General features: G+C 39.2%; 22 protein-coding genes. 3 read left to right on the forward strand and 19 right to left on the reverse strand.

Annotated features, from left to right (window positions below; genetic code table 11):
* Position 1: 1 nt before the first annotated feature.
* Both RI844_RS13780 and RI844_RS13785 read left to right on the forward strand, forming a co-directional pair.
* On the forward strand, positions 2 to 1357 hold the full coding sequence (locus tag RI844_RS13780; RefSeq protein ID WP_348395250.1) for an ATP-binding protein: 1356 nt from the start codon (positions 2 to 4) through the stop codon (positions 1355 to 1357).
* Between the two features lie 175 nt (positions 1358 to 1532).
* A complete protein-coding gene (locus tag RI844_RS13785; protein WP_348395251.1) occupies positions 1533 to 3059 on the forward strand; it encodes a DUF3300 domain-containing protein in 1527 nt (508 codons plus the stop codon).
* A gap of 639 nt (positions 3060 to 3698) precedes the next feature.
* Here the strand turns inward: RI844_RS13785 and RI844_RS13790 are convergent.
* From RI844_RS13790 to RI844_RS13825, 8 genes are all read right to left on the reverse strand, one after another.
* A complete protein-coding gene (locus RI844_RS13790; protein ID WP_348395252.1) occupies positions 3699 to 4850 on the reverse strand; it encodes a serine hydrolase domain-containing protein in 1152 nt (383 codons plus the stop codon).
* 139 nt (positions 4851 to 4989) lie between these two features.
* Positions 4990 to 6264 carry an ATP-binding protein gene (locus tag RI844_RS13795; protein WP_348395253.1) on the reverse strand — a complete coding sequence of 425 codons (1275 nt, stop codon included), beginning with the start codon at positions 6262 to 6264 and terminating at the stop codon, positions 4990 to 4992.
* Between the two features lie 3 nt (positions 6265 to 6267).
* Entirely contained in the window at positions 6268 to 6957 is a 690-nt protein-coding gene (locus RI844_RS13800; protein WP_348398357.1) for a response regulator, read from the reverse strand.
* Between the two features lie 56 nt (positions 6958 to 7013).
* Positions 7014 to 7463 (reverse strand): DUF3019 domain-containing protein, encoded by a 450-nt coding sequence (locus RI844_RS13805; RefSeq protein ID WP_348395254.1) that lies wholly within the window; start codon positions 7461 to 7463, stop codon positions 7014 to 7016.
* Between the two features lie 13 nt (positions 7464 to 7476).
* Positions 7477 to 8334: a MipA/OmpV family protein gene (locus RI844_RS13810; RefSeq protein ID WP_348395255.1), complete on the reverse strand. Its 858-nt coding sequence runs from the start codon at positions 8332 to 8334 to the stop codon at positions 7477 to 7479.
* 406 nt (positions 8335 to 8740) lie between these two features.
* Positions 8741 to 10297 (reverse strand): sulfatase-like hydrolase/transferase, encoded by a 1557-nt coding sequence (locus RI844_RS13815; protein WP_348395256.1) that lies wholly within the window; start codon positions 10295 to 10297, stop codon positions 8741 to 8743.
* A 234-nt stretch (positions 10298 to 10531) separates the two neighbouring features.
* Positions 10532 to 12595 (reverse strand): VIT and vWA domain-containing protein, encoded by a 2064-nt coding sequence (locus RI844_RS13820; RefSeq protein ID WP_348395257.1) that lies wholly within the window; start codon positions 12593 to 12595, stop codon positions 10532 to 10534.
* Positions 12596 to 12784: 189 nt separating this feature from the next.
* Positions 12785 to 13540 carry a helix-turn-helix domain-containing protein gene (locus tag RI844_RS13825; protein ID WP_348395258.1) on the reverse strand — a complete coding sequence of 252 codons (756 nt, stop codon included), beginning with the start codon at positions 13538 to 13540 and terminating at the stop codon, positions 12785 to 12787.
* 160 nt (positions 13541 to 13700) lie between these two features.
* On the opposite strand from RI844_RS13825, the gene RI844_RS13830 reads away from it, so the two are divergent.
* Positions 13701 to 17171, forward strand: a complete 3471-nt coding sequence (locus tag RI844_RS13830; RefSeq protein WP_348395259.1) for an acyl-[ACP]--phospholipid O-acyltransferase — start codon at positions 13701 to 13703, stop codon at positions 17169 to 17171.
* Between the two features lie 228 nt (positions 17172 to 17399).
* Here the strand turns inward: RI844_RS13830 and RI844_RS13835 are convergent, their stop codons facing one another.
* The 11 genes from RI844_RS13835 to RI844_RS13885 all read right to left on the reverse strand — a co-directional run bounded on the left by RI844_RS13835 (position 17400) and on the right by RI844_RS13885 (position 26333).
* A complete protein-coding gene (locus RI844_RS13835) occupies positions 17400 to 17825 on the reverse strand; it encodes a F0F1 ATP synthase subunit epsilon (RefSeq protein ID WP_348395260.1) in 426 nt (141 codons plus the stop codon).
* 29 nt (positions 17826 to 17854) lie between these two features.
* Complete coding sequence (gene atpD / locus RI844_RS13840; protein ID WP_348395261.1) at positions 17855 to 19240, reverse strand: F0F1 ATP synthase subunit beta; 1386 nt, start codon at positions 19238 to 19240, stop codon at positions 17855 to 17857.
* A gap of 83 nt (positions 19241 to 19323) precedes the next feature.
* The gene (gene atpG, locus RI844_RS13845; RefSeq protein ID WP_348395262.1) at positions 19324 to 20184 is read right to left on the reverse strand and encodes a F0F1 ATP synthase subunit gamma; all 861 of its coding nucleotides are present in this window, start codon (positions 20182 to 20184) and stop codon (positions 19324 to 19326) included.
* Positions 20185 to 20208: 24 nt separating this feature from the next.
* Entirely contained in the window at positions 20209 to 21750 is a 1542-nt protein-coding gene (gene atpA, locus RI844_RS13850) for a F0F1 ATP synthase subunit alpha (RefSeq protein WP_348395263.1), read from the reverse strand.
* 14 nt (positions 21751 to 21764) lie between these two features.
* Entirely contained in the window at positions 21765 to 22298 is a 534-nt protein-coding gene (gene atpH, locus RI844_RS13855) for a F0F1 ATP synthase subunit delta (protein WP_348395264.1), read from the reverse strand.
* A gap of 13 nt (positions 22299 to 22311) precedes the next feature.
* Entirely contained in the window at positions 22312 to 22782 is a 471-nt protein-coding gene (gene atpF, locus RI844_RS13860; RefSeq protein WP_348395265.1) for a F0F1 ATP synthase subunit B, read from the reverse strand.
* 46 nt (positions 22783 to 22828) lie between these two features.
* Entirely contained in the window at positions 22829 to 23044 is a 216-nt protein-coding gene (gene atpE, locus RI844_RS13865; protein ID WP_143582908.1) for a F0F1 ATP synthase subunit C, read from the reverse strand.
* 148 nt (positions 23045 to 23192) lie between these two features.
* A complete protein-coding gene (gene atpB / locus RI844_RS13870; RefSeq protein WP_348395266.1) occupies positions 23193 to 23984 on the reverse strand; it encodes a F0F1 ATP synthase subunit A in 792 nt (263 codons plus the stop codon).
* A 12-nt stretch (positions 23985 to 23996) separates the two neighbouring features.
* Positions 23997 to 24392, reverse strand: coding sequence for an ATP synthase subunit I (locus RI844_RS13875; RefSeq protein ID WP_348395267.1), 396 nt, complete (start codon positions 24390 to 24392; stop codon positions 23997 to 23999).
* 249 nt (positions 24393 to 24641) lie between these two features.
* Positions 24642 to 25532, reverse strand: coding sequence for a ParB/RepB/Spo0J family partition protein (locus RI844_RS13880; RefSeq protein ID WP_348395268.1), 891 nt, complete (start codon positions 25530 to 25532; stop codon positions 24642 to 24644).
* A 15-nt stretch (positions 25533 to 25547) separates the two neighbouring features.
* A complete protein-coding gene (locus RI844_RS13885) occupies positions 25548 to 26333 on the reverse strand; it encodes a ParA family protein (RefSeq protein ID WP_348395269.1) in 786 nt (261 codons plus the stop codon).
* Positions 26334 to 26388: the final 55 nt, after the last annotated feature.

Genomic DNA, 26388 nt, shown 5'->3' on the forward strand with positions numbered 1-26388 from the left:
TGTGGCTTTAATTTCTCACCTAAAAGCGTGGTTTAATTCATTACAGGCGCGGGTAATGGTATCGGCACTGTTAATGATTTTAATCATAGTGCCCAGCCTGGCTATTATTTTAAATAATGCCTTTAGCGAACAAGTGCAAAGCTCAATTGAAAATGAATTAAATGCCAGCAGCTATGCAATTTTGGCACTCGCAGAAGTTGATAAGCAACAATTGCAAATGCCAGAACAATTATTAAATAATCAATTTAATGCCATTGGCTCTGGTTTATACGCATTAATTACCCAACAAGTAGACAATAACCAGCACACTCTTTGGTCGTCGTCTTCGTTCTTAGGCTTAACTGCCCCTGAAAATTTCCCAATACCTGCCATCGGCGACAGCCGTTTTAGTACGCAAACTATCGATGCTAAAAAACACTTAGTGTACAGCTTCACCGTCAGCTTTATACAGCAGCAACAAACCTTTACCGTAACTTTGCACATAATGAAAGACCAGTCTGACTTTATTCAGATGGTTGCTAAGTTCCAGCAAACATTGTGGTCCTGGCTAGGGTTTATCATGGCTGTGTTAGTTATATTGCAATTTGTGTGGTTAAAATTCACCTTAAAGCCGTTAGCTAAATTACAAAAAGAGCTTAAACAGATAGAACAAGGAAATAAACAGCAGATTGAACAACATTATCCGTTAGAGCTTGCCCGAGTTTCCAAGCAACTCAATACCTTGCTAACTGCACAAAAGAATCAACGTAAACGCTATCGTAATGCGCTGTCTGACCTTGCTCACAGCCTAAAAAACCCACTAGCTGTAATGCAAAGCCAAGGGAATTTAACCACCAGTTCTTTGCAACAACTGTCATTAATGAATAAAACCATTGAACATCAATTAAAGCGAGCGCAAAGTGGCGGGGAAACTGCTTGGCATGTAGGTATAAAAATAGCACCCATAGCAGAAAAGCTGGTAAGCAGCCTGCATAAAATTTACCGACAAAAGCAACTAGTCATTAACGTCAATATTGATGAACGGGCGACATTTAATGGTGAAGAAAGTGACTTGTATGAAATTTTAGGCAATTTACTCGACAACGCCAGCAAGGCCGCCCAAAAAATAATAAATTTAAATGTCACGCAAAGTGAATCACAACTCACGTTCACCATTAGTGATGACGGTAAAGGGGTAAGTGAAGCGCTTAGAGAAAATATTTTGCAGCGTGGGATCCGCGCCGATACTTATCAACAAGGCCATGGTATTGGCCTGGCAATTGTGCGTGACCTAGTCGACAGCTATCATGGCGAATTATCTATTGGCAAAAGCCCTGACCTAGGCGGCGCTTTGTTTACTATCGCCTTTAAACGCTAACCTGCGTTATCAATAATCAGCTACCAATTCATCAACCATTTCCTTCCTGAATTTATTTCAGGATCTATCTACCTCGTTTCTAAGTTACCATTCAGCTTATGTTCAGTTTCATTCAGTTAAAGTGGTCACACAATAACTATATTTGTCACCTTTAAACGTGGCTTAGGATGGAAAAATGAAAAGTTTAACGTTAATTTTTGCATTAGCCTGTTTGCTTAACTTGCCGGTTGGCTATGCTGAATCGGCACCTGAAAGCCCCCCTGAACCGATCGAATATAGCCAAGCCGAACTTGAGCAAATGTTAGCCCCAATAGCGCTTTATCCAGACAGTGTCCTAACACATATATTAATTGCGGCAACTTACCCATTAGAGGTTATTGAGGCGGAACGTTGGGTTACTAAAAATCCCGATTTATCAAACAATAAACTTATGGATAAAGGTGAACAAATGGAGTGGGATCCAAGTGTGGTTGCGTTACTCCCATTTGCCAACATACTAACCAAAATGAGCGATGAACTGACTTGGACACGCCAGTTAGGTGATGCTTTTTTATCTAACGAAGAGCAAGTTCTTGCAAGCATTCAATCACTAAGACAAAAAGCCGACAGTGCCGGTACGTTAGCGCAAATGGAAAATGTTGACGTTGCCCGAGAAGATAATAATATTGCCATCACTCCCGCTGATCCGCAAATTGTTTATGTACCCTATTATGATGCCCGAGTAGTTTACGGACCTTGGTATTGGCATAGTTATCCGCCGGTTTATTGGGCGCATTACCCGTCATATTACTCACCTCATTATTATGCTGCGTATCCTGCGCCATTTTATTGGCATAGCGCGGTGCATATTTCAGTAGGTTGGTTTTTCGGCGGATTTCATTGGGGTAACCATCATGTAGTGGTTAATCATCATCCGCACTCTTATTACTATCGCCACCATAACAACCATCATCATGGTCATGTCAGCCATTACAGTGGTGGTAAAAAACACTATAGTTCAGGTAAAAAACATTACAGTTCGGGTAAACCGCATACAGCCAAGCAAAGCTCTAAGGGTTATCAACGCTGGCAACATCAACCCAGCCATAGAAAGAGTATTGCTTATAAAAATGAGCGGGTAGCAAAACATTATAAAAGTAGTAAACCCAGTGTTAGCCAAGCCAGTAAATCTAGAAAGCAAGATAGAAAGTTACTGGCATTAAATAAATATAATGGCTCACAAAACACCAGTAGCAATAAGAATTATAAGGTGAAAAAAGGCAATAATATAACCAGTAGCCAACATCAAAAAGTTAAACAGCAGTTGGGTAAAACCAGTGTGCGCAGTAAAACCTATAAAAGTAACAATACTGTCGCGGCAACTAACAGCAACAATCGCAAAAGCAGTGCTAACAACCTAGGTATAAAGAGATCCAAACCAAGTAAATCAAGTACGGTTAAAGCAAATACGAACAAGGTTTATAAAGAGCAAAGTAGAAAACCGTCTTTAAATGCTAGCGCAAAACAACATAAGCAGCTATCTAACAAAAACACCTATAAAGCGCCTAGTTCAAATTATAAACAAAAAGCTAATAAACCGAGTTACAGCAAGCCAAGTTACAAATCGTCAAAACAACGTTCAGCGCCAAAGCAAAGGACAGCACCAAGCAGAAATTCGAGTCCTAAGTCATCTCGTAAAAGCTCTTCTAGGCCTAAGCATTAATTGACAGCTCGACAAAGCCTTCTTTGAAGGTTGGCATTCCTTCGTCCTTGAAGTGAGCCAACTTTATAACATCCATGTTAAGTTGGCATTCCTTCGTCCTTGAAGTAAAAAAAATGCCACCTATAGAGGTGGCATAAAAAATAGCATTTCAGGGAGGAAAACTATGAAAGTTAACTGTGTTTAATCATAAACCTTTGGTAAATAAATACCGTTAACCAAATGTAAAACATTATTATAATTTGTTGTATCTATACCAGTTAAAACTAAACAGGAGATCTGCGCCAGTGATTATAAAGACTGGTTAGTTTTCTGTGTTTGAATTGCCTCATTAATTTTTCTTATATCAGCTCTGCACTTCTCAGTTTCTTTTTTTGTCCCCGAATCACAGGTAGATTTTGTCTTATTGCTAGCACCTTCAAATTCATACTCAACGCCATAATAGACACAAGATGACAATAGAAAGACACAGACCAAACAGCAGATAATTCTCATAATGTTCTCCGGAACATAAATTTGTAAATCGTTTCGACCAGAAGTCGTACTCAGGCAGATTTAAACTATTAATTTGTCGACGACTCGAGAGAAAACTATCAGACGTTTTTTTGATAAAAGCGTCTGATATTTTGACCATACCTACCGTTAATAAAGCTCGTTAGCGATCACCTTTTTAATCAAACTGTCCATAGTGCGCTCACAAACAGGGGCTGTGCTACAGTTCATAAACGCGGTTATACTTAGGCCTTTTTCTTTGATATAGATATTTTGAGTGTGGTAACCATAGTCGAGCCCAGCATGATAATAAGCTGTGTTGTCGCCAATAGGATCTACATTAATGCCAAGGCCATAAACACCATTACTATGATTAGGTAGAGTGCCAACAAAGTCATTTCTTATACTATCATTGATAAAGCTCTGCTCGGCAGCAACACTTTTCATAAATAATGCCATATCTTCAACACTTGACACCACCGGCGAACTTGCTTCACTAATATTTTCCAGGTACGACTTAGTCTCGTAGGTTGTGTCGTGGTCATCAAATTGGTGATAGCCAGAAATAAAATCACCTTGATCTTTTTCTATACCAATATAATAAGTTGCATCCATGCCAAGAGGAACCAAGATGCGCTCTCTTAATGCGATTGAATGATGCATGCCTAGTACTTGGTCCATTATTAAACCAGCCAAAAGGTAACCTGTGTTTGAATATTTACTGCTATCACCCGGTTTGAAATGAGCGGGTTGATTCAATGCAAAAACTAAGAAATCAATGTCGGTTTTAACTTTGTCCGGATCGCTAATCAACAGATCAAGATAGCCCTCATTCTCAGTGTAATTATAAATCCCACTGGTGTGATTTAACAATTGTCGTAAAGTCATTGCAGCGCTATTAGGAATTTGATTAAGAATATCATCCGACAACCAGGTATCAATCGTATCATCCAGGTCTAGCAAGTTATCATCTGCCAGCATCGCAGCCAGTAACCCTATCATGGGTTTGCCAGCACTTGCCGTTGGCATGGTGTGATATATCTGCATCGGATTTTGTGTAGCTATATTTTCAACCCCGGCACTGCCGAGAAATCTTTTTTCCGGACTTTCGACTAACAGTATGATGCCAGGAATGGTATCGGAAACTGTTTCATCAATAATTTGTTGATAATCCATTGTTATTACTTCTTGTACTTCAGATATTTGTGGTTTCTTATCACCTGAACTACCGCCACAAGCGGTTAACAATAGCGCGATAGAAGTGCAGAGTAATTTTGATTTAAAGTTGTAGTTCGAAGTCATGTTTATTCCTTAAGTGTTCTTGATGAACACACTATAAGAAATAATATTGTTGGAATGCGTAACAAGATCCATCGTCTGTAACAAAGTGTATCAACTGGTGTTACAACAATTGATACACTTTTTATTACTAGCAGTATTTTTATCGGTTAAAGGTCAAACAGAATTCGGCACCGCCCAGTTCAACAGAGTCGGTAATAGAGAAGGTGGCATCGTGTAACTGGGCTATCCTTGAAACAATGGCCAGACCCATGCCGTAACCAGGGTTTTTATGAGTCTGTTCACCGCGCATAAACGGTTTCAATAATTCGCTGCGCTTTTCTTTTGGGATGCCAGGACCATCATCGCTAATAATAAATTGTAGTTTTGAACCTCTTTTTGCAATCCTTAACTTAATATTACTACAGGCATATTGTTGGGCATTATTTAGCAGATTATTAATTAACATGCTCAGGTAATTAACATCGCCGTTAATCATCGCAACGCTATCTGCTTGCCAGTTAATAACCTTGTCATCGTCAGTTACCGATTGAACGCACTGGCTGACCAATTCATTAAGGTCGACACTTTGTTGTTCGACGGCAATCATCGATTGTTCTATCCGCGCATAATTAAGTAATACGTTGACTAAACGTTCCATTTCATCAATGTCACGACATAGATGATGTTGGTATTTTTCTCTTTTTTGCGGGTTTTCAGTTTCCTGCAAAACCTCAATACCAAAGCGTAACCTTGCCAAAGGTGTCCGTAAGTCATGGGAAACAGCATCACTAAGCAGCTTATTGTCACTGACTAGGGTTTCAATCCGCAGGGCCATTCGGTTAAATTCATTTTCAATATCGGCGATATAAGATGTTGAGTTGATATTAATTCGTTGCTGTAGCTGGCCCTCGCCAAATGCTTTAGTCGTTCGCCGCAACTGCCTCAGTTGCTTGATCAATGGATAAAGCCAAATTAATACCACCATTAAAATGCCAATATAGAAAACACTGGTTAACAGTAGCTGAAATGAACTATTAATATTCTTCTTAACAACAGGCGGGATTATAAAAGTCAGTACTTTTTGCTGTGAAGACAAAATAAAATGCATTGATCGGTTGTCGTCTGTTTCTAATACCAGTGGCTCTCCGGCATAAAAGGATTGTTGTAACGAGTCTGGTAAAAAGAAATCGTCTAATTGCACTAGGGCAACTGAAAACTCATCTTGTTGCCGCCAATTGGCGATGAATTGTTGAGGTTCTTGTTGCTTGTCTAGGGTTGCAGCCAGCGAGTTGCCCAGTTGACGATAAGGAGATAATTCATCCGATTCATTGATGGACTGAGTCTGATATTGGTTAAATAAATTGTCCAGAGCCCCGCCTATGCCTATCACTGCAATTAATATCACCAATAACAGCGACAAGGTTAGTTTTGGCATAAGTTAGCCCCAGGCATTTTTAACAAATAAATAACCTTTACCCCACACTGTTTTAATTCGATACGGATTGCTGGCATCATCGCCAAGTTTTTTGCGAATTCTTGATACCAAAATATCGATTGAACGATCAAAACCATCATATTCAATTCCTCTACGCTGGATCACCAAGTCTTTACGACTCACGACTTTATCTGCCGCCTGGGCTAGTTGCCAAAGTACATCAAATTCATTCGAAGAAATTGCCACTTTAGTGCCTGCCAGAGTAGTAGTTCGGGAATTGGCATCGATGGATAATTTACCTAAGTTTATTTTATTTTGATTAGTTTCAGACGCAACTGCCGGCGAAGAAATTCGACGAAAAAGCGCTTTGATCCTTGATAATAATACTCTTGGCTTAACTGGCTTAACCACATAGTCATCTGCGCCTAATTCTAATCCCAGCACCTCGTCAGTTTCATGATCTCGTGCCGTCATCATTAAAATAGGTCCAAGATAAAAGGGTCGAATAGCCTGGCATACTTCAAAGCCATCTTTTACTGGCAACATAATGTCTAATATCACCAGATCAGGCTGATCCGATTCAATTAACTCAATAGCAACGTCTCCTCGGTTAGCCAAAGTCACCAAGTATCCCTGCTCGCCCAGATAGTCGCCAAACCATTCGGCTAGCGACATATCGTCTTCTACCAACATAATATGCTTAGCCCCGTCAGTGCCTTGCAAAAGGGTTTCGGTCAAAGTGGTTTCTGTCAAAATAATCTCCAGGTTGATTTCGCCCGTTTAGATGATTTGTATACCCAGGCCACAGGTATTCGTGCACGAGCTAAATCTGTTTCTGATTGCTGTTTACGTAAGGCAAAGTCATTGCTTAAAGTTGATTGGAAATCAAAATTGAGTTCACCTTTAGCCTGTTGCTGCCAGCACTTAATTGTTTTAATTGTTGTTATATTTACCAAGCAGTAATCGCCAACTTTTGGGTGTCGCCAGCTAAAGGTCACCTCAAGATAGCATTTTTGTCCTTTACGTAAGGCAATACAGCGCTTGGGGGTTACTTTCAATTGCGCTAACTGTGCTTTGTTGTCTTGAGTTCCATCGGCATTAGCCGAGACAGAGGTAAAACAGCAGGCAATACACAGAAAAACAGCTAGTTTTAGGTATGGTATCAGGCTATAGATTTTATTTGTATTTAGAGTCAGCATCTTTATGTTCCCCTTAAAATACATAACTAAGACTGGTACGAAATGATGTCGCTACTGAGTCCAATTTTGAAAATTTAGGACTATCGGTAATTTCATCGGATCTTGTCACGGCTCGGGCAGTCGCCCTGAATACCCAGTCTTCAGTAATAGGGTAAGTAACCCCGATTTCAGTACTAAAATTCACACTAGCATCTGCTTCATAATCATCTAAACTAGTCGTGGCTGCTGTCTCTGCTGATACTCCTACATAGTAGTCATTTAGCTTGGCTGAGACATATTCTGCGCCGATAATGCCGTGAAAATTCCAGTTTCGATATTGCCAGCTTCTGCCGATTAGTGCTGAAGCAGTGGTACCGTCATGATCACCAGATGCATCCTGATTGAGCGAAAATTGCACGATATTATTACCCCAATATCCAGACAGTCGACCGCCGACCATAAATTCACTTTTATCATCAGAATAGCGACCGTTAGATTCGAAGCTACTTTCCGCCCAATCAGTGGTCGCCATTAAGTCGAATGACCAATGATCATTGTTAAAGGCGTTATAACCAAAAACTATTCCATGGCCACTTTCACTATAGTTTTCAATAAATAAATTATTCCAAGCATAGTTACCATTAATAATCAGATCCGTAGAACTATTGCTACTTTTTCCGCCACTATCTCTAAAAGTCGCTTCATCGCGCACTATATGCATTAAACCAATTTCGAAGTAGTTTTCTGTGCTAACTACTGCCTGAGTATTGTTTCTGAGGTTTTGACTAATATCGTTAGCAAAGCTGGTACTAGAAAAACTAGCACCAGCAAAAATCATCGCAGCCAAAGGCATGCATGGGATAAGTGATTTGTTTATTTTTAAATTATTCATCGGTTTTTACTTGTCATGTTAAAGTCCATTTCATTATGCCGGCGTACAAAATAAATTGACGTAACAAGGTCCATCATCTGTAACAAAATGTAACAACTGATGTAAATTGCAATTGCAGCAGATATATTTATTACTTTGTTGCAGTAAATATGCAATCAATAGCCAACCAAACCCTATAAAGCCGTTACAACTGTATGTTTTATCAATTAAAATACTAATTATAAAAAGGCGGTTATTGAATCCTATTTGGCTGAAATTATCAAGCCTAAGACAGCTCAAAACAGACCAACAGATAAACCCTAATAGTCGATGTTTTTTTGGTAATTACAGTCAGAAAAAAGTGTAGTTTTGCAATAAAAGAATGTGCGGTTTAGACATTCAAACTCGCATTAATAGTTGTAGGTTTTTAGAGCTGACTTTGAGATAGTAGGGTGAAGTACAATGACTCCATTTTAGCAGATGTTATTTGTCTGTTATCTTCGCTTTTACTCAATCTATCCCAAATATACCAAGGCATTTCATAAAAGCGTTTCCCTGATACATCAATGGTTTTGCCATTTTCAATAAATAATGAAATGTTGGTTTTGTTGTCCAATGTATATTTAATCTCTTTGCCAAAAATTGACGGTAAATGATCGCCGGTAATAAAAATAATTGAGTTTGGATCAAGCTCAATCAGCGCCTTAATATATTCAGCGATGGCTTTAGTTCGATAATAAAACTGATTTGATATTCTTTTTACTCTTTCGTCTGCATGAATAACATTACTGATGTCAGGCCTTTTGTTTAAGTCCCGAGCAAATGGCATATGGCCGTACATTCCTAATACATAATTAAAAATGGGTTGGTCTGTTTTGCTTAAAGTAGCCCTGAGATTATTCAAATTATAATCAAACAGTTCACCGTCAAATATTGGCCCCTCACCATTTAGCCGCATAAAGCCTATTTGCTCTTCAATAAACGTTACCTTGCTAAAGTCCAAACTTTTATATGCTTGCTTGGAATTGAAAAAGGATGGGCTGGCAGCAATCGTTGCTAACGTTTGATAGTTATGTTGATTTAAGTGGTTAACAAAGCTGCTGGTGATATTGCCTTGCATGACATTAAATTCGATTTGATTTACTTTTGATAATGCCTTCACTCCGGTTAACAGTTCAAATTCAGCCTGCGCTGTGCCTCCACCGTAAATAGGAGAAGTAACGAACGAGAAACTCTTTTGATTGTTGAGATATTGGTTTAGCTCCTGCGCTAATATTGGCTGAGTAAATTCTATGTTTTGTATCAATCGCGGATCGAAAAAGCTTTCAAGCGCGATGATATGAATGTTTTTAGCTTGTTTAAGGTCGCCAGGAAATAATGTTTTGTGGATATCAATTTGACTCTCACTGGCTTTAAATTGGTTAAGTTGTTTATTATTACTATTTTCATTATTGGCATAATAAATAAAGCTTGAGAACTTACCATTTTCTCTGATGGTATCTTCTTGTGACCACACAGAATAATTAAATATTTGTTTATGGTAATGAATAAATGCGCTGGATGTTAATGCAAAGAAGGCTGAAGCTATTATTAATAAGCGCACTGTAATCGATAGATTATATTCACTTTTTTGTAAATTTTTTGATGCGCTGTAGGCTAATACCACTATCGAAGCAGGTATAAGTAAGAAAATAAACACTGTGCCTACTGCCATTTCTAATTCAAATTCAAATATCGAAATCATATTCTGAAAATCAGATGGCAGAGGCATGCGCATTAAATAGTTGTAAAACAGATCAAACATTAAATACAAAACTAAGAAAGGCACTAGAGGAAAAAAATAGCGTACAAAACGACTGTTAATTTTTGGAAAAAACAAGGTCAACGAACACATTATGATAAAAGGTACTTCTATCCAATAAAATTGTTCGGTGAAAAAACGACCAGAACTGCCAAGCTCAGACCATAAGTAGGAATAATCCATGTAAACAATTATAGAGAGGTAGGCTAAAACTAAAAATATGGTGGTACGGCTAAAAGCTCTCACTTTGTTATTATTAAGTCTTAAACTTGCGAACATATTTTTCTAATATCTTGGTTATTATTGTTTTAGTTTGTAAAATTAAATCAGCCATTTATTTAAAACTCCGAGGACAATATCAGCACAAATCAGGCTTCCTTGCCCAAATTGTGCATTTTACCAAGTTGATTATTAGTATTAACTTTCAGTTGTTGATAATAACCGCTTGGTTAACATTGGTAACAACAATATTAACATCCATGGCGTTATGCTACCACCACCGCCACCACCAAAACTAGGTCGGCTAGACTTGAACGCAGGTTTTGTCTTATCTACACGATTATTACGTACTGGCGCTTGAGCCCGTTTTTGTCTTGCTGCTTGCTCTTTTGCAACACGCTGCTTGTTGTTGCGGTCAATATTTTGCGCGGCAAATTGCTCTTCTCGCATTACTAACATAGAGGTGTAGTTTGTCACTAAACCATACTCTATCGCTAAGTCGGTAATTGCTTGCTCAATATCAGAGTCTTGACCAAAGTAATCCATTTTATCTTGTAAGTTTTCAATCGTTGCAAAGGCCCATAAGCGTTCAATTTCAGGATTTAACGTGCTTTCTTGAGCTAAATTAAAGCGAGTACTATAACGCTTATCTTGGCCTGACACTTTCCCGTTAATGATTAATTCAACGTCTTGGTTTTCATTGCCATAGTAGTGACCAAACACAATAAGCTGTTGGCCGCGGTATAAAGTATTTATTTGCTTGGGTGTTACATCCTTTACTTTTACACCTTTAATTTTCACATCAATATCATGAAATGCTTGAAAACCCAGTTTTGCTGTAGCCTGCATTAACTGCCCAACTATGTCATCGCTGTTTGAAACATTAATAGCAAAACCATTTGATACCTTCACCATTCCTTCTAGTAGAGGTCGGTTCGCACTGTTACCCATTACAAAGGTAAACAGTCTTACATCATGCTCACTTAATAAGTTAATGAATGCCTTTTTTTCTGTTGTGCCAACATTAGTAACACCATCAGTCACCAAAATAATGGCACTACTACGGTCATCATCTAAACTTTTAATAGCCAATTTCATCCCGTGATACATATTCGTACTGTTGCCCGGTACTTCAGCAGCTAGTTGATTAGCCCAATGTATAATATTTTCCTTTGTTGCATTAACATAGCCATTAGTAATTTCTTCAGCGCGGCTGTTAAAAATAACAATTTTAAAACGATCATTACTATTCATTTTATCTAAGCTTTTAGTAACACCGTCTACCATACTTTGATATTTAGCACTCATAGAGCCTGAATAATCGAGCACAAAAATCCAATCCCTACCTTCTGTAATTGGTGCTAAATCTTCAGCCGGCGTTACGGTCATCATAAAGGTACCGCGCTCTTTGCCTGGCTCTTTATAGGTCACCAGATCAACCGTTCCAGGTAAACCGTCTTGCAAGCGCCAATACACGACAATATCTTGCTCTAATGAAAACGCAGCCGGTGTGGTCAATTGACTCGTTTGAGTTGCAGCACCTTCTTCTGCTATGTGCTGACCACGCTTTGAATCAAAGTTAACGCTCCATTCGTTCGCTGATGTTTGTTGAATAAGCGCTTGCGGATGTTTAGGCAAACGAAATTCATCAATAGGGTAACTTGAACGAAATGTTAGGTTAAAACTAAAATGCTCTTGCACTTTATTTTGATAATTCCAAAATGACAGTTTTTGTTCGTCAACACCACCATCTTCAAGCGGGTATACATACCGTCCTATAGAAGTTTCAACGTGTGCGGCTTGTATATAAGTAAGCTTTATTCGCACATCTTGCCCGGCACGAACCGGATATACTTTTGAGTCAAAAGTTCGATAATCATCTTGCTCAGTGAGCGCGACTTCTCTACCGGCTTGTTTCTCTTGTTGGTATAGTTGGCGAGCTTGCTCTTTTTCAACCACTTCACCAATCACTGGTTGCCCATCTATCCAATAGGCAAATTCGCCAACCGCAGCTTTATCTGGTACTGGAAATGAATAAGTCGCTTCAAGATCGATAGCGTGCGGGTTAAAGAATACTTGCTCAATACTCGTTACCGCATAGCCATCTTCAATAACGACATTAACATGATGTTGTTTTATTTCTAACGGTGGTAATGAACCGTCCTTAGGGGTAAGCAAGCCACTGGCAAAGCTTACATGACTGCAAGCAATAGCCCCTAAACATAAGGTGTTAATCATTATTTTAGTGATAAAGTTGTTCATATGTTTTCCTTATTTTATAACGATAACAATTTGTTATCGGTTTGATTTGGAAATTGAACATTGAAACAACAGACACATATAGGCAACCAAAACACTAAAAGTTTAAAACCTGCAGCGGTTTAGTATCGTATATCGATACCTTTGGTTAATTAATTGTTAACTAAAGGTGGGGTTATAGCTGGTATGATTTTAGTCGCTACTTTGATATGGCTTATTTTTAAGTAGATGCTGCGATAAGCCAAAACGCCAACTGCGTATGGCAAGAACAACGGTGATGCCATTACGATCATCTAAAGGTAAGCTCGAGTCTTCATGATTTAGTACTTCAAACTCTTGCGCAATACGTTTAAGTTTACGTTGAAATTCACTATTACTGGCGCTTGATAACATTCCATTTAACACTAATAAACATTCATCATCTTGGCTAAATCTGGAATTGAAAAATTCTTGCCCGATGTATTGCTGGAAAAATGCTTGAATAGGGCCATTATCTCGCCAGCCAAAATTTGCGCCTACCAATAGCTTTATTCTATTTCCGGGTAATAACTCAATAATCTTTAGTTTATCTAAACGTGCTAGCTTTTGAATACAATAGGTTTCTTCGAGCTGGTAATACTCAACAATTTCCATCATTGTCCATTTATTAAGGACACAAACAGTGATTAATAATAACCCGAGATCTTTAGTAATTTCTTGTTCTTGTTCAACCGTTAATTGTTGTAGGTTGGTTTGCTGTTCAGACATTGCTCGCACTAAATCAGATATTTCCATATCCATCATTTGGCAAATTTGATCAAGTCTATTTAAAGAAATATTCTCTTCTGAAAACAATCGCTTAATACTTGCTTGAGCCAAACCTAAATGTTTTGCTACATCAGCATAAGTATAGCCATGCGCCTTTAAGGCTTTTTTCAAAGCAATTAATAGTGAACTTGTTTGTGCCATAGGTTACTCTAGTTATTGTTGATTATTTAGCCTCAAGGTATTAAATATTTATACCATAAGACTAATATAACGCAACAAACCGATTGATGGTAGCAACTAAAAACAAATAGCAGCATTATAGCTGCTCAGAACAAGCAATCATTAAAAACAAAGGGAATGTATGAAACAGTTATTCAGCTTTAAAGGCTTTTTTGCCTATATCGCCATGGTATTTATTAACGCGTTTGTTGATTTAGGCCATAAAATCATTGTCCAAAATACCGTATTCAAAATGTACGACGGTGATATTCAAATTGTTCTAACTGCAGTGTTAAATGCACTTATCTTATTACCATTTATTTTTTTGTTTTCCCCTTCAGGCTTTCTTGCCGATAAGCACCCAAAACCTACAGTGATGCGTAATAGTGCGATTGTTGCCATTGTTGCTACCTTGCTAATTACCATGTGCTACTACATGGGCTGGTTTTTAGGGGCATTTTTTTTAACGCTATTAATGGGCATTCAATCAGCAATTTACTCTCCCGCTAAATATGGTTATTTAAAAGAATTAATTGGTGTTGAAAACCTAGCGCAAGGTAATGCCATGGTGCAAGCTGTCACTATTGTTTCTATTTTAATGGGTACCTTCGTATTTTCAGCACTATTTGAATTTATGCTTAGTGGTATTGAATTAACTTCGACCGCGGTGATTTTAAAGGGCGTGGTTGTATTAGGGTGGATATTAGTTGCTTTGTCTATTATCGAGTGGTGGTTCTCTTGTCAGTTAAAAGATACCAAACCGGTCGACAACTCAATGAAATTTGATCTAAAAAAATACGCTAAAGGTCAGTATTTAGGCGGCAACCTTAAAAAGATTTTCAATAACCGTGTAATTTGGTTATCAATAGTTGGCTTGTCAATGTTCTGGTCTGTATCACAAGTGATGTTGGCAACATTTCCAGCATTTGCTAAAGAGGTATTAGCTGAAAACAATACCTTAATTATTCAAGGCATTTTGGCTTGTACTGGCATAGGCATCGTCATTGGGTCGTTATGGGCGGCTAAAATATCTAGAAATCATATTGAACTTGGGTTAGTACCAATTTCAGCTATCAGTTTTGCACTGTTATTAGGTAGTGTTGCAGGTTTAGATTCTCGCCTAGCTATGGCAGGCGCATTTCTTGGTTTAGGTATAACAGGTGGTTTGTTTATCGTCCCGCTTAATTCTTTAATTCAGTATAGCGCCAAAGAAAACGAGCTGGGTACAATTTTAGCCGGTAATAATTGGGTACAAAACGTTGCTATGCTCAGCTTTTTATTAGGGACCATTGCGCTAGTATCGCTGGGTTTTAGTAGTATAGATATTTTCTATTTATTGATGGCATTAGCGTTAATAGGCGCAACTTATACTGTTTATCAATTACCGCATTCAATGATCCGCATTGTTGCCTCATTTATTATGAAACGACGCTATAAACTGCAAGTGCTTGGTTTTGACCATTTACCAGCAGAAGGCGGCATGTTGTTACTAGGAAATCATATTAGCTGGATTGATGGCTTAATAGTACAAATGGCATGCCCAAGAAAAGTTCGCTTTGTTATGTTACGAAGCATTTATAATCGCTGGTACCTCAAACCTATTGTTAAGTTCTTTGGTTGTATTCCAATTAGTGAAGGTAACAGCAAAGAATCATTAGCCGCAGTAAACCAAGCGTTAAAAGATGGTGATGTTGTATGTTTATTCCCTGAAGGTGCTATTAGCAGAACTGGTGCTATGGGGGTATTTAGAACAGGCTATGAGCGCGTTGTAGACGGTGTTGAGGGCGTGATAATTCCATTTTACTTGCATGGTTTGTGGGGCAGTCGTGTGTCTCGGGCTAATAGTCGTAAATTGCGTGAAAACACCAAACAAGGGTTTCGTCGTGATGTTACCGTTGCTTTTGGTGAGCCATTAGATATGCAAACCCCAGCAGGCGAGCTTAAGCAAAAAGTATTTGAGTTGTCATTTGAAGCATGGGAGCAGCAAACCAATAATGCAGATCCTTTACCGTTAGCGTGGATCAAATCAGCAAAACAAAATTTATCTGCACTTGCTGTTAAAGATACTAGCGGTAGTGCGTATTCAAACCGTAAATTGCTAGCGGCAACCGTGACGTTTGCTACAACAATTAAGAAGCTGGATAAAAGTCAAAATATAGGTTTAATGTTGCCAGCGAGTAGCGCCGCAATTATTGCTAATAATGCGGTATTATTAAATGGTCAAACGGCGGTTAATTTAAATTACTCAACCAGTGTTAATGCCGTTTGCTCGGGTCTCAAAAATGCCAATGTTAAAACGGTGATAAGTTCAAAAAAATTCCTGCAAAAATTGCAATCTAAAGGCATAAATACTGACACTATGTTAGCTGGCATTAATGTTATATTTATGGAAGATTTGAAAGAGAAAGTGTCTAAAACCCGCTATATGTTTGCACAAGTTGCCAGTCATTTATTACCTGCTAATGTGTTTTATAAAGTGTTTGGTACTACCGTCAGCGTTAATGATGCCGCTAGTATTCTATTCTCAAGTGGCAGTGAAGGTACGCCAAAAGGCATAGTGTTAAGTCATAAAAACTTTATGGCTAATATTAAACAAATTAGTGATGTATTAAGAACCAATGATGACGATGTTGTCATGGGATCACTACCGCCATTTCATTCGTTTGGTTTAACTGTAACTACATTATTGCCATTAATTGAAGGTGTGCCGGTAATATGTCACCCAGATCCAACCGATGCGATAAACATAGCAAAGGCCATCGCAAAAAATAAGGTAACTCTGCTTTGTGCAACCGCAACATTCTTACGTTTATATACTCTTAATCGTAAAATTAACCCGCTAATGTTAGATAGCTTACGGTTGGTTGTTGCCGGTGCTGAAAAGCTGCCAAATGATACCCGCCAGGCATTTAAAGATAAGTTTAACAAAGTTATTTATGAAGGCTATGGGGCAACAGAAACCACACCGGTTGCCAGTGTAAATATTCCTGATCAACTTGACCCAAACGATTTAAAAGTTCAATCAGGCAGTAAATCAGGCTCTGTTGGTATGCCAGTACCCGGTTGTTCATTTAGAATTGTAGATCCGGTGAGTATGCAAGTACTGGCAACAGGTGAACAAGGGTTGATCTTGATTTCTGGTAGCCAAGTAATGTTAGGTTATTTAAATGATGAAGAAAAAACCAAACAGGCAATTGTCGAGCTTGATAACCGCCGCTGGTATAAAACAGGTGACAAGGGTTACCTTGATAAAGATGGGTTTTTAACCATAGTTGATCGCTATTCTCGGTTTGCCAAAATCGGCGGTGAAATGGTGAGTTTACAAACCATTGAACAAGAAGTGATAAACGCGACGATGAAAGTTGGTATTGTTGATGATAACGACACAGAGTTACTTGCTGTTAGCTTACCTGATGACAAAAAAGGCGAGAAAATTATTTTATTAACAACTGCAGATTTAACGTTAGAGCAAATAAGGCAAGCATTATTAGATAACAGCTGTAATCCATTAATGATCCCGTCTCAAATTTATAAAATAGATACTATACCTAAACTTGGTAGTGGTAAAACTGACTTTAGTGAAGCGAAGAAGTTAGCGATAAGCTTCGCTTAATTAACTATATTAACGAATATTGATTACTAACACCGTCATCCCACCGTGCTTTTGGGTGGGATCTTCTAGATTCATAAAGAGACTTTAACGAAGCCACCTTGTACTGGAGGACGTTCCGCACAACAACATTGCGGAATGACAGTGTATATTTTCTGACTTTGTATCAGCCAATAAAAAAGGCACCCTAAGGTGCCTTTTGCAGAAATATTGGTTGCTTAGTGCGACCGTCTATCTCTTATGTTTACTTGCTTCCTGGATAACACGTAATTGCGCTACCGCTCTGGCTAGCTCAGCAGCAACTTCAGCATAGTCAACATCGCCTGAGGCGTTGCTGATATGATCTTCTGCACGTTGCTTGGCATCTAAAGCAGCTTGCTCATCCAAGTCATCGCCACGTACAGCCACATCGGCTAATACAGTAACGCTGTTTGGTTGAACTTCCAACATACCGCCTGAAAGGTAAATAACCTCTTCAGCGCCATGTTGTTTAACAATACGCGCCATACCCGGTTTTAACGCAGTTAGTAATGGTGCATGACCAGGCATAATACCCAGTTCACCTTCACTACCTGAAATTTGCAATGATTCGATGCGACCCGAGAATAAACTCTCTTCTGCACTTACTACATCCAAATGTGTCGTCATGGCTGCCATATTAGTCTCCTGTACCTTATAAGGCCAAATTACATTTTGCTGGCTTTTTCAGCCGCTTCTTCGATTGCACCAACCATGTAGAACGATTGTTCTGGTAGGTCATCGTAGTCACCCGCTAGGATGCCTTTGAAGCCTGCAATTGTATCTTTAAGAGATACGTACTTACCTGGAGAACCAGTGAATACTTCAGCAACGAAGAACGGTTGCGATAAGAAACGCTCAATCTTACGGGCACGGGCAACAGTTTGCTTATCTTCTTCAGAAAGCTCGTCCATACCTAAGATAGCGATGATATCTTTTAGTTCTTTATAACGTTGTAAAGTCGACTGAACGCCACGAGCAGTTTCATAGTGCTCAGCACCAACTACTAACGGGTCAAGTTGACGTGAAGTAGAATCTAGTGGATCGATTGCCGGGTAAATACCTTGCGATGCGATATCACGAGAAAGTACAACAGTTGCATCTAAGTGAGCAAACGTAGTTGCTGGAGATGGATCGGTTAAATCATCCGCAGGTACATATACCGCTTGGATTGATGTAATTGAACCATTCTTAGTAGATGTAATACGTTCTTGAAGTACACCCATCTCTTCTGCAAGAGTTGGTTGGTAACCTACCGCTGACGGCATACGACCTAGAAGTGCAGATACCTCAGTACCAGCAAGTGTGTAACGATAGATGTTATCTACGAAAAATAGTACATCACGACCTTCGTCACGGAACTTCTCTGCCATTGTAAGACCAGTCATGGCAACACGTAAACGGTTTCCAGGAGGCTCATTCATTTGACCGTATACTAACGCTACTTTATCAAGTACGTTTGATTCGCTCATCTCGTGGTAAAAATCGTTACCTTCACGAGTACGCTCACCAACACCAGCGAATACAGAGTAACCACTGTGCTCGATAGCGATGTTACGGATAAGCTCCATCATGTTAACGGTTTTACCAACACCAGCACCACCGAACAAACCAACTTTACCACCCTTAGCGAATGGACAAACTAGGTCGATTACTTTGATACCAGTTTCTAGTAATTCATTTGATGCCGCTTGTTCTTCATATGATGGAGCTTCACGATGGATAGTCCAACGCTCTTCTTCACCAATAGGACCTGCTTCATCAATAGGCTCACCCAATACGTTCATAATACGACCAAGTGTTTTCACACCTACTGGTACTTGAATATTGGTGCCTGTATTTTCTACATTCAGACCACGACGCAGACCATCAGAAGAACCCATAGCGATAGCACGAACTACGCCACCACCTAATTGCTGTTGTACTTCTAGTACTAAACCAGCTAGGTCGCCTTCTGTTACTGTTAATGCGTCATATACCTGAGGTACAGCATTTTGTGGAAACTCAACGTCCACAACTGCGCCAATGATTGACACTACCTTACCTGTACTCATGTTTATTCCTCTAAACTATTAATTAAACTTTGCCTACATGGATGTAGGTACTTAGGCTCCGTCTGGAACCTAAGAGCCTGTGCCTATACCGCAGCTGCGCCAGCTACAATTTCACCCAATTCTTGGGTAATACTTGCTTGACGTGCTTTGTTGTATATCAATTGTAAATCATCAATTAAGTCACCAGCATTATCGGTTGCTGCTTTCATAGCAACCATACGTGCGGCTTGTTCACTGGCTAGGTTTTCAACCACGCCTTGATATACTTGAGATTCCACATAACGAACCAATAACTTATCAAGCAATGCTTGTGCGTCTGGTTCGTAAATGTAATCCCAACGATGCGAGATAGCGTCATCATCTGACTTAGGCAAAGGTAACAATTGATCGATTGTTGGCTGCTGGGTCATAGTATTAACAAACTTGTTACAAACTACAAACAGCTTATCGATTTCACCGTTATCATAGGCATCTAACATAACCTTCACAGAACCGATTAAATCGGTAATAGAAGGCGTGTCGCCTAAACCTGATTTTTGCGCGACTATATTTGAGCCAACAGTACCAAAGAATGCAGAGGCTTTAGAGCCCACTACAGCTAAGTCTACTTCAGCTCCTTGTTCTTGCCATTTGGCAGAATCTTTTAATACAGATTTGAACAAGTTAATATTTAAGCCACCACAAAGACCACGGTCGGTAGAAATAACGATATAGCCTACACGCTTAACTTCACGCTCTTCCAAATAAGGATGGCGATATTCAAGTTGGCCGCGTGCAATGTGACCGATCACGTTTCTAATGTTTTCAGCGTATGGGCGTGAAGCTGCCATCAATTCTTGCGCTCTGCGCATCTTTGAAGCAGCAACCATTTCCATAGCGCTGGTGATCTTCTGTGTATTTTTAACACTTCCGATCTTAGTTTTTATTTCTTTACCACCGGCCATGACTATTCACTCCGAAACTATTAATTACCAGGTTTGAGTTGCTTTGAATGTTTCAAGCAATTTAGATAAACCCGCTTCGATATCTTTATCGTAGTTACCAGTTTCGTTAATGGTAGCCATAAGCTCAGCATGCTCATTGTTTGCATAAGTTAACAAGGCAGCTTCAAAGTCTACAACTTTGTTGATTGCGATGTCATTTAAGAAACCTTTCTCAGCTGCAAATAATGAAACACCAGTTTCAGCCACTGACATAGGGCTGTACTGCTTTTGCTTCATTAATTCAGTAACGCGTTGACCGTGCTCTAATTGTGCACGAGTTGCGTCATCTAAATCAGATGCGAATTGAGCGAAAGCCGCTAATTCAGCATATTGAGCTAATGCTAAACGGATACCACCACCAAGTTTCTTGATGATCTTAGTTTGTGCCGCACCACCAACACGAGATACCGAGATACCAGCGTTAACAGCTGGACGGATACCTGAGTTGAATAGGTTTGATTCTAAGAAAATCTGACCATCAGTGATAGAGATTACGTTTGTTGGAACGAATGCAGATACGTCACCAGCTTGTGTTTCAATAATCGGTAATGCTGTTAATGAACCAGTTTGGCCTTTAACTTCACCGTTAGTGAATTTTTCAACATAAGCTTCGTTTACGCGAGCAGCGCGCTCAAGTAGACGAGAGTGAAGATAGAAAACGTCACCTGGGTAGGCTTCACGTCCTGGAGGACGACGTAATAGCAATGAGATTTGACGGTAAGCAACAGCTTGCTTAGATAAATCATCATATACGATTAGTGCATCTTCACCGCGGTCACGGAAGTATTCACCCATAGTACAACCAGAGTATGGTGCTAAGTATTGTAATGCTGCAGCTTCAGAAGCTGATGCTACTACAACAATAGTATTTGATAACGCGCCGTGCTCTTCTAGAGAACGTACAACGTTAGCAACAGTTGACGCTTTTTGGCCAATTGCTACGTAAATACTCTTAATACCAGTATTCTTTTGGTTAATAATTGCGTCTAGTGCGATCGCAGATTTACCAATTTGACGGTCACCAATGATAAGCTCACGTTGACCACGACCAATTGGAATCATTGAGTCAATTGACTTAATACCAGTTTGTACTGGTTGGTCAACTGACTTACGTTCGATAACACCTGGTGCTTGTACTTCAACAGGAGAGAAACCATCGTTGTCGATAGGTCCTTTTCCGTCGATAGGCTCACCAAGAGTGTTCACTACACGACCTAAAAGGCCGCGACCTACTGGTACTTCTAAAATACGTCCAGTAGATTTAACTTTTAAGCCTTCGTAAAGGTCCTGGTAAGGACCCATTACTACCGCACCTACCGAATCACGGTCTAGGTTTAACGCGATAGCGTAACGGCTGCCAGGAAGTTCGATCATCTCACCTTGCATTACATCAGCAAGGCCATTGATGCGAATGATACCATCTGTTACAGAAACGATAGTACCTTCGTTACGAGCTTCACTAACAACGTCAAATTGATCAATACGATTTTTGATCAATTCAGCGATTTCAGTGGAATTCAGTTGCATGCTCTGTTCCCCAATTAGGATTGTAATGTAGTTGCTAAACGGTTCAGTTTACCACGAACTGAGCCATCGATAACCATATCACCAGCCTTGATAACAAGACCAGATACTACGGTAGCATCTACTGTACAATTTAGCTTAACTTTACGTGCCAAACGCTTTTCAAGCGCGGCGCTTAATGTTTTAACTTCAGCTGCTTTCAATTTTTGAGCAGAAGTTACATCTACAGAAACTTCTTGTTCGTAATCTGCTTTTAATTCAACAAATTGGACAAGAATTTCTGGTAACGCCAACAAACGTTGATTTTCAGCCAACAACTTAATAAAGTTTTGGCCTTTGTCGTTTAATTGCTCACCACAAACACTGATGAATAAGTTTTTCACTTCTTCAACGCCTTTGTCACCATTAAGGTAACCGGCTACTGTGTCGTTTTGTGCTACTTCAGCGGCAAACACTAGCATTTCTAACCAAGTGTCTACTGCTTTAGCTTCAACGGCAAAATCGAACGCTGCTTTAGCATAAGGACGAGCAACGGTAGTCAATTCAGACATAGCTCATTTCCCCTTAAAGTTCAGCGACTAGTTTATCTAAGATGTCGCTATGTGCAGCGGCATCAATAGAGCGTTCAAGAATTTTCTCTGCACCAGCAACGGCAAGAACAGCAACTTGTTTGCGTAATTCTTCACGTGCACGGTGACGCTCTGATTCAATTTCTGCGTGTCCTGAAGCGATAATTTTATCACGTTCAGCAATTGCTTTGCCGGCAGCTTCTTCAATCATTTGAGTTTCGCGCTTTTTAGCACCTTCAACGATTTCAGCAGCTTGAGCTTTAGCTTCTTTTAATTGTGCTTTTGCATTGTCTTGAGCAAGCTCTAGATCTTTTGCAGCACGTTCAGAAGCAGCAAGTCCGTCAGCAATAGTTTTTTGACGGTCTTCGATGGCACCCATAATTGGTGGCCATACGAACTTCATGCAGAATATTACGAATACGACAAATGCGATTAATTCACCAACAAGAGTAATATTAATATTCATTTGTGTACCTCCTTTAAGTTATTCAAGTTTAATAAAAAATGTCTTATTAAAGAGCGAATAACATGTATAGACCAATACCTACACCGATCATCGCGATAGCATCGATAAGACCCGCTACGATGAACATTTTTACTTGAAGTTGTGGTGCTAATTCAGGTTGACGAGCAGCTGATTCTAAGAATTTGCCACCAAGTAGACCGAAACCAATCGCAGTACCTAAAGCACCTAAACCGATTAGTAAAGCAACAGCAATATATAACATGTGTATCTCCAGTTATTATTTAGTTAGTTAAGTTAAAAATTAAAGTATTTAATAAAATTAAATTTTGTACATTTGGGCTTCCTGCCCTAAACCATTATGGTTACTTCCTGTGTTACTAGTTCTTGCTAAGTAATTATCTTAGTAGGAACTAGTGATCTTCGTGCGCTAAGCTTAAATACACGATGGTTAACATCATGAAGATAAACGCCTGAAGAGGAATTACGAGTAAATGGAACGCTGCCCATAAAAAGTGTACCGGCAATTGGAACAAACCAATTGTGGCGATCAAAACAAAGATCAACTCACCAGCATACAAGTTACCGAACAAACGCAGAGCCAATGATAATGGACGAGCAAGTAAGGTTACTGTTTCTAGGATGAAGTTTACCGGAATAAAGGCCCAGTGGTTAAACGGTTGTAGTGTAAGTTCCTTCATGAAACCACCAAAACCTTTTATCTTGATTGAGTAGTATATGACTAGGAAGAACACCCCTAAAGAAAGGGCGAAAGTCATATTTAAATCTGTAGTAGGTACTGATTTAATGTAAACATGTTCAGGATCAACCCCCATAAAGCCACCAATAAATTGGGCAATAGTAGGAATTAAGTCAACCGGAACCCAGTCCATGGCATTCATCAACAATACCCATACAAAGATGGTTAATGATAATGGTGCAATTAGCTTATTTTTGCCGTGGAATGTTTCTTTGACAGAGCTATCGACAAAGCCAACTATCATTTCCACTGCACATTGCAGCTTACCGGGAACACCTGTGGTCGCTTTTTTTGCTACCGAGCGGAATGTTAAGAGAAAAACCAAACCTAGAAAGATTGACCAACCTAATGTATCTACATTAAGCGTCATAAAACTTCCTTCGCCTACACTAACTTGCCAGTTAGTAAGGTGATGTTTGATATAAGAGCCTGTATCTGCAGCCATCTTCTATCCTAATTATTGTTGATTAAAGTTAAATTTATTAACAACACCTGCCAAAAACGGCGCAAGCATTGTTAAGGAATATGTTGTAAAAAATGCTATCGGCGTCAAATCGAGAAATTTAAAACACAAAACAAATAAAATTGCCGTTAGTATCATTTTTAATTTTACGCCTTTGTAAAACGAGTCTACGACTTGTTGTGAGGCGCTGGCTCCAGCAAATTTAAATGCTTTAAGAGCAAATACAAAATTAGGGATAATACTTACTGCACCACCAGCTAATGCTGACTGGGCTAAAGTAAATCCCCAATTAAAATAAATAGTTATAAAACTTAGTAGCGTTACTATCAGCTGCATTAGCAGTTGAATATTGGCAACCTTTTTACCCGGTTTCGTTAAAATATTTGTCACCGGTGACTCCTAAGAAACACTGTCATAAAACGTATTTTTTAAGCGAATGTTTTTTTTATAGTCAAACGCGTGCGCAAGTATACTGATTTACAGCGCTTTTGCAACTTTTAAGCCAATAACAATACACTAATTCAGCAAATTTATTATTAGACATTTGGCTAAAAATGTCTGTAGTTGTGAATTATTTCATTAAAGCAAACTTTGGTAGTAACAAAGCACAACTTAATAACAAAAATCAGAAAAGAGTAACTATTGTATTTTTGCCAAAATACCTTCTAACTCATCAAGTGAAGCGAAAGAAATTTCCATTTTGCCTTTGCCTTTTTTGTTGTGCTTGATTTGTACTGGTGAGCCGATGCGCAGAGCTAAATTATCTTCAAGTTTTAAAGTATCAGGGTCTTTTACCTCAGGCTGTTTATCAACAATGGGTTGTTGGACCTTTTTGACTAACTTTTCCGTTTCACGAACGGTCAGCTCTTTGGCGGCAACGGTGCGAGCAGTAGTCGTTTGCAGATCACCTTGTAAGCTTAATAGGGCGCGAGCGTGGCCCATTTCAATATCGCCATTTTCGAGGAAGGTTTTTACGTCATCATTTAAACTATTTAAACGTAATAGGTTGGTTACTGTAGTACGCGATTTACCAACAGCAGTAGCAACTTCTTGATGGGTGAGTTCAAATTCACTTAATAAGCGCTCTAATGCGATGGCTTCTTCCATCGCATTAAGATCTTCACGCTGAATGTTTTCAATTAACGCAATAGCGACAGCTGATTCATCAGGCACATCTTTAATTAAACACGGGATAATGTCTAATTCAGCTAGCTGTGATGCACGCCAGCGACGTTCACCTGCAATAATTTCATATTTATCTTTACCAACAGGACGGACAACTACAGGTTGGATAATACCTTGCGCTTTTATCGAATTAGCAAGCTCTTCAAGAGCACCTTCAGACATATCTTTGCGTGGTTGATACTTACCAGGCTGTAACTGTTCAATAGGTAACTTTTGCAATTCACTTGGAATAACCGCTACATTATTTTCAGTTATATCTTGTTCAGATCTATCTGTTTTTCTAGGTGCTGAGGTTAATAGGGCATCTAAGCCTCTACCTAAGCCGCGACGTTTCGACGTGCTCATGAATATCCTTGCTTATTATTCGCTAACCGCTGCCGGTTGTGCTTGTTTTTTTAATACTTCACCAGCCAAAGCTAAGTATGCTTTTGCACCGGTTGCTGATTTATCATAATACATTGCTGGAGTACCAAAACTTGGTGCTTCTGCTAAACGTACATTGCGAGGGATAACCGTTCGATAAACTTTATCACCAAAATGACGTTTTAATTGCTCAGATACATCATTGGCTAAACGATTACGAGGATCGTACATGGTGCGGAGAATTCCTTCAATATGTAGATCTTTATTCACTACTGAAGAAAGCTTTGAAATTGTATCCATTAATGCGGTTAAGCCTTCAAGAGCGTAATACTCACATTGCATAGGAACTAATACAGAATCTGCAGCAGCCATAGCATTAACGGTGAGCATATTTAGAGAAGGGGGACAATCAATAATGATAAAGTCATAATTTTCTTTAAATGGTGCTAAAGCATTTTTTAAGCGTTGCTCACGAGCATACACTTCCATTAATTTTATTTCAGCAGCAGTAACATCAGTATTTGCTGCAATTAAATCATAATGACCTGTGGTTTCACTGCAGATAACTTCTGGCAGGGGTAATTCATCAATTAGCAACTCATAGCTCGTTGCGTGTACGTCGTATTTATCAATACCACTACCCATAGTTGCATTACCTTGTGGATCAAGATCTATAAGTAATACTTTACGTTTGGTAGCTGCCAATGAAGCGGCCAAGTTAACCGACGTTGTCGTTTTGCCTACACCACCTTTTTGGTTGGCAACTGCTATAATTTTTCCCACAATGTCCCCGCGCCAATAATTTTTTTAAGTTCAGCTGTTATTTTTGTCTGGCTGA

This window comes from Thalassotalea fonticola (assembly GCF_032911225.1).
Classification (GTDB): Bacteria; Pseudomonadota; Gammaproteobacteria; order Enterobacterales; family Alteromonadaceae; genus Thalassotalea_A; species Thalassotalea_A fonticola.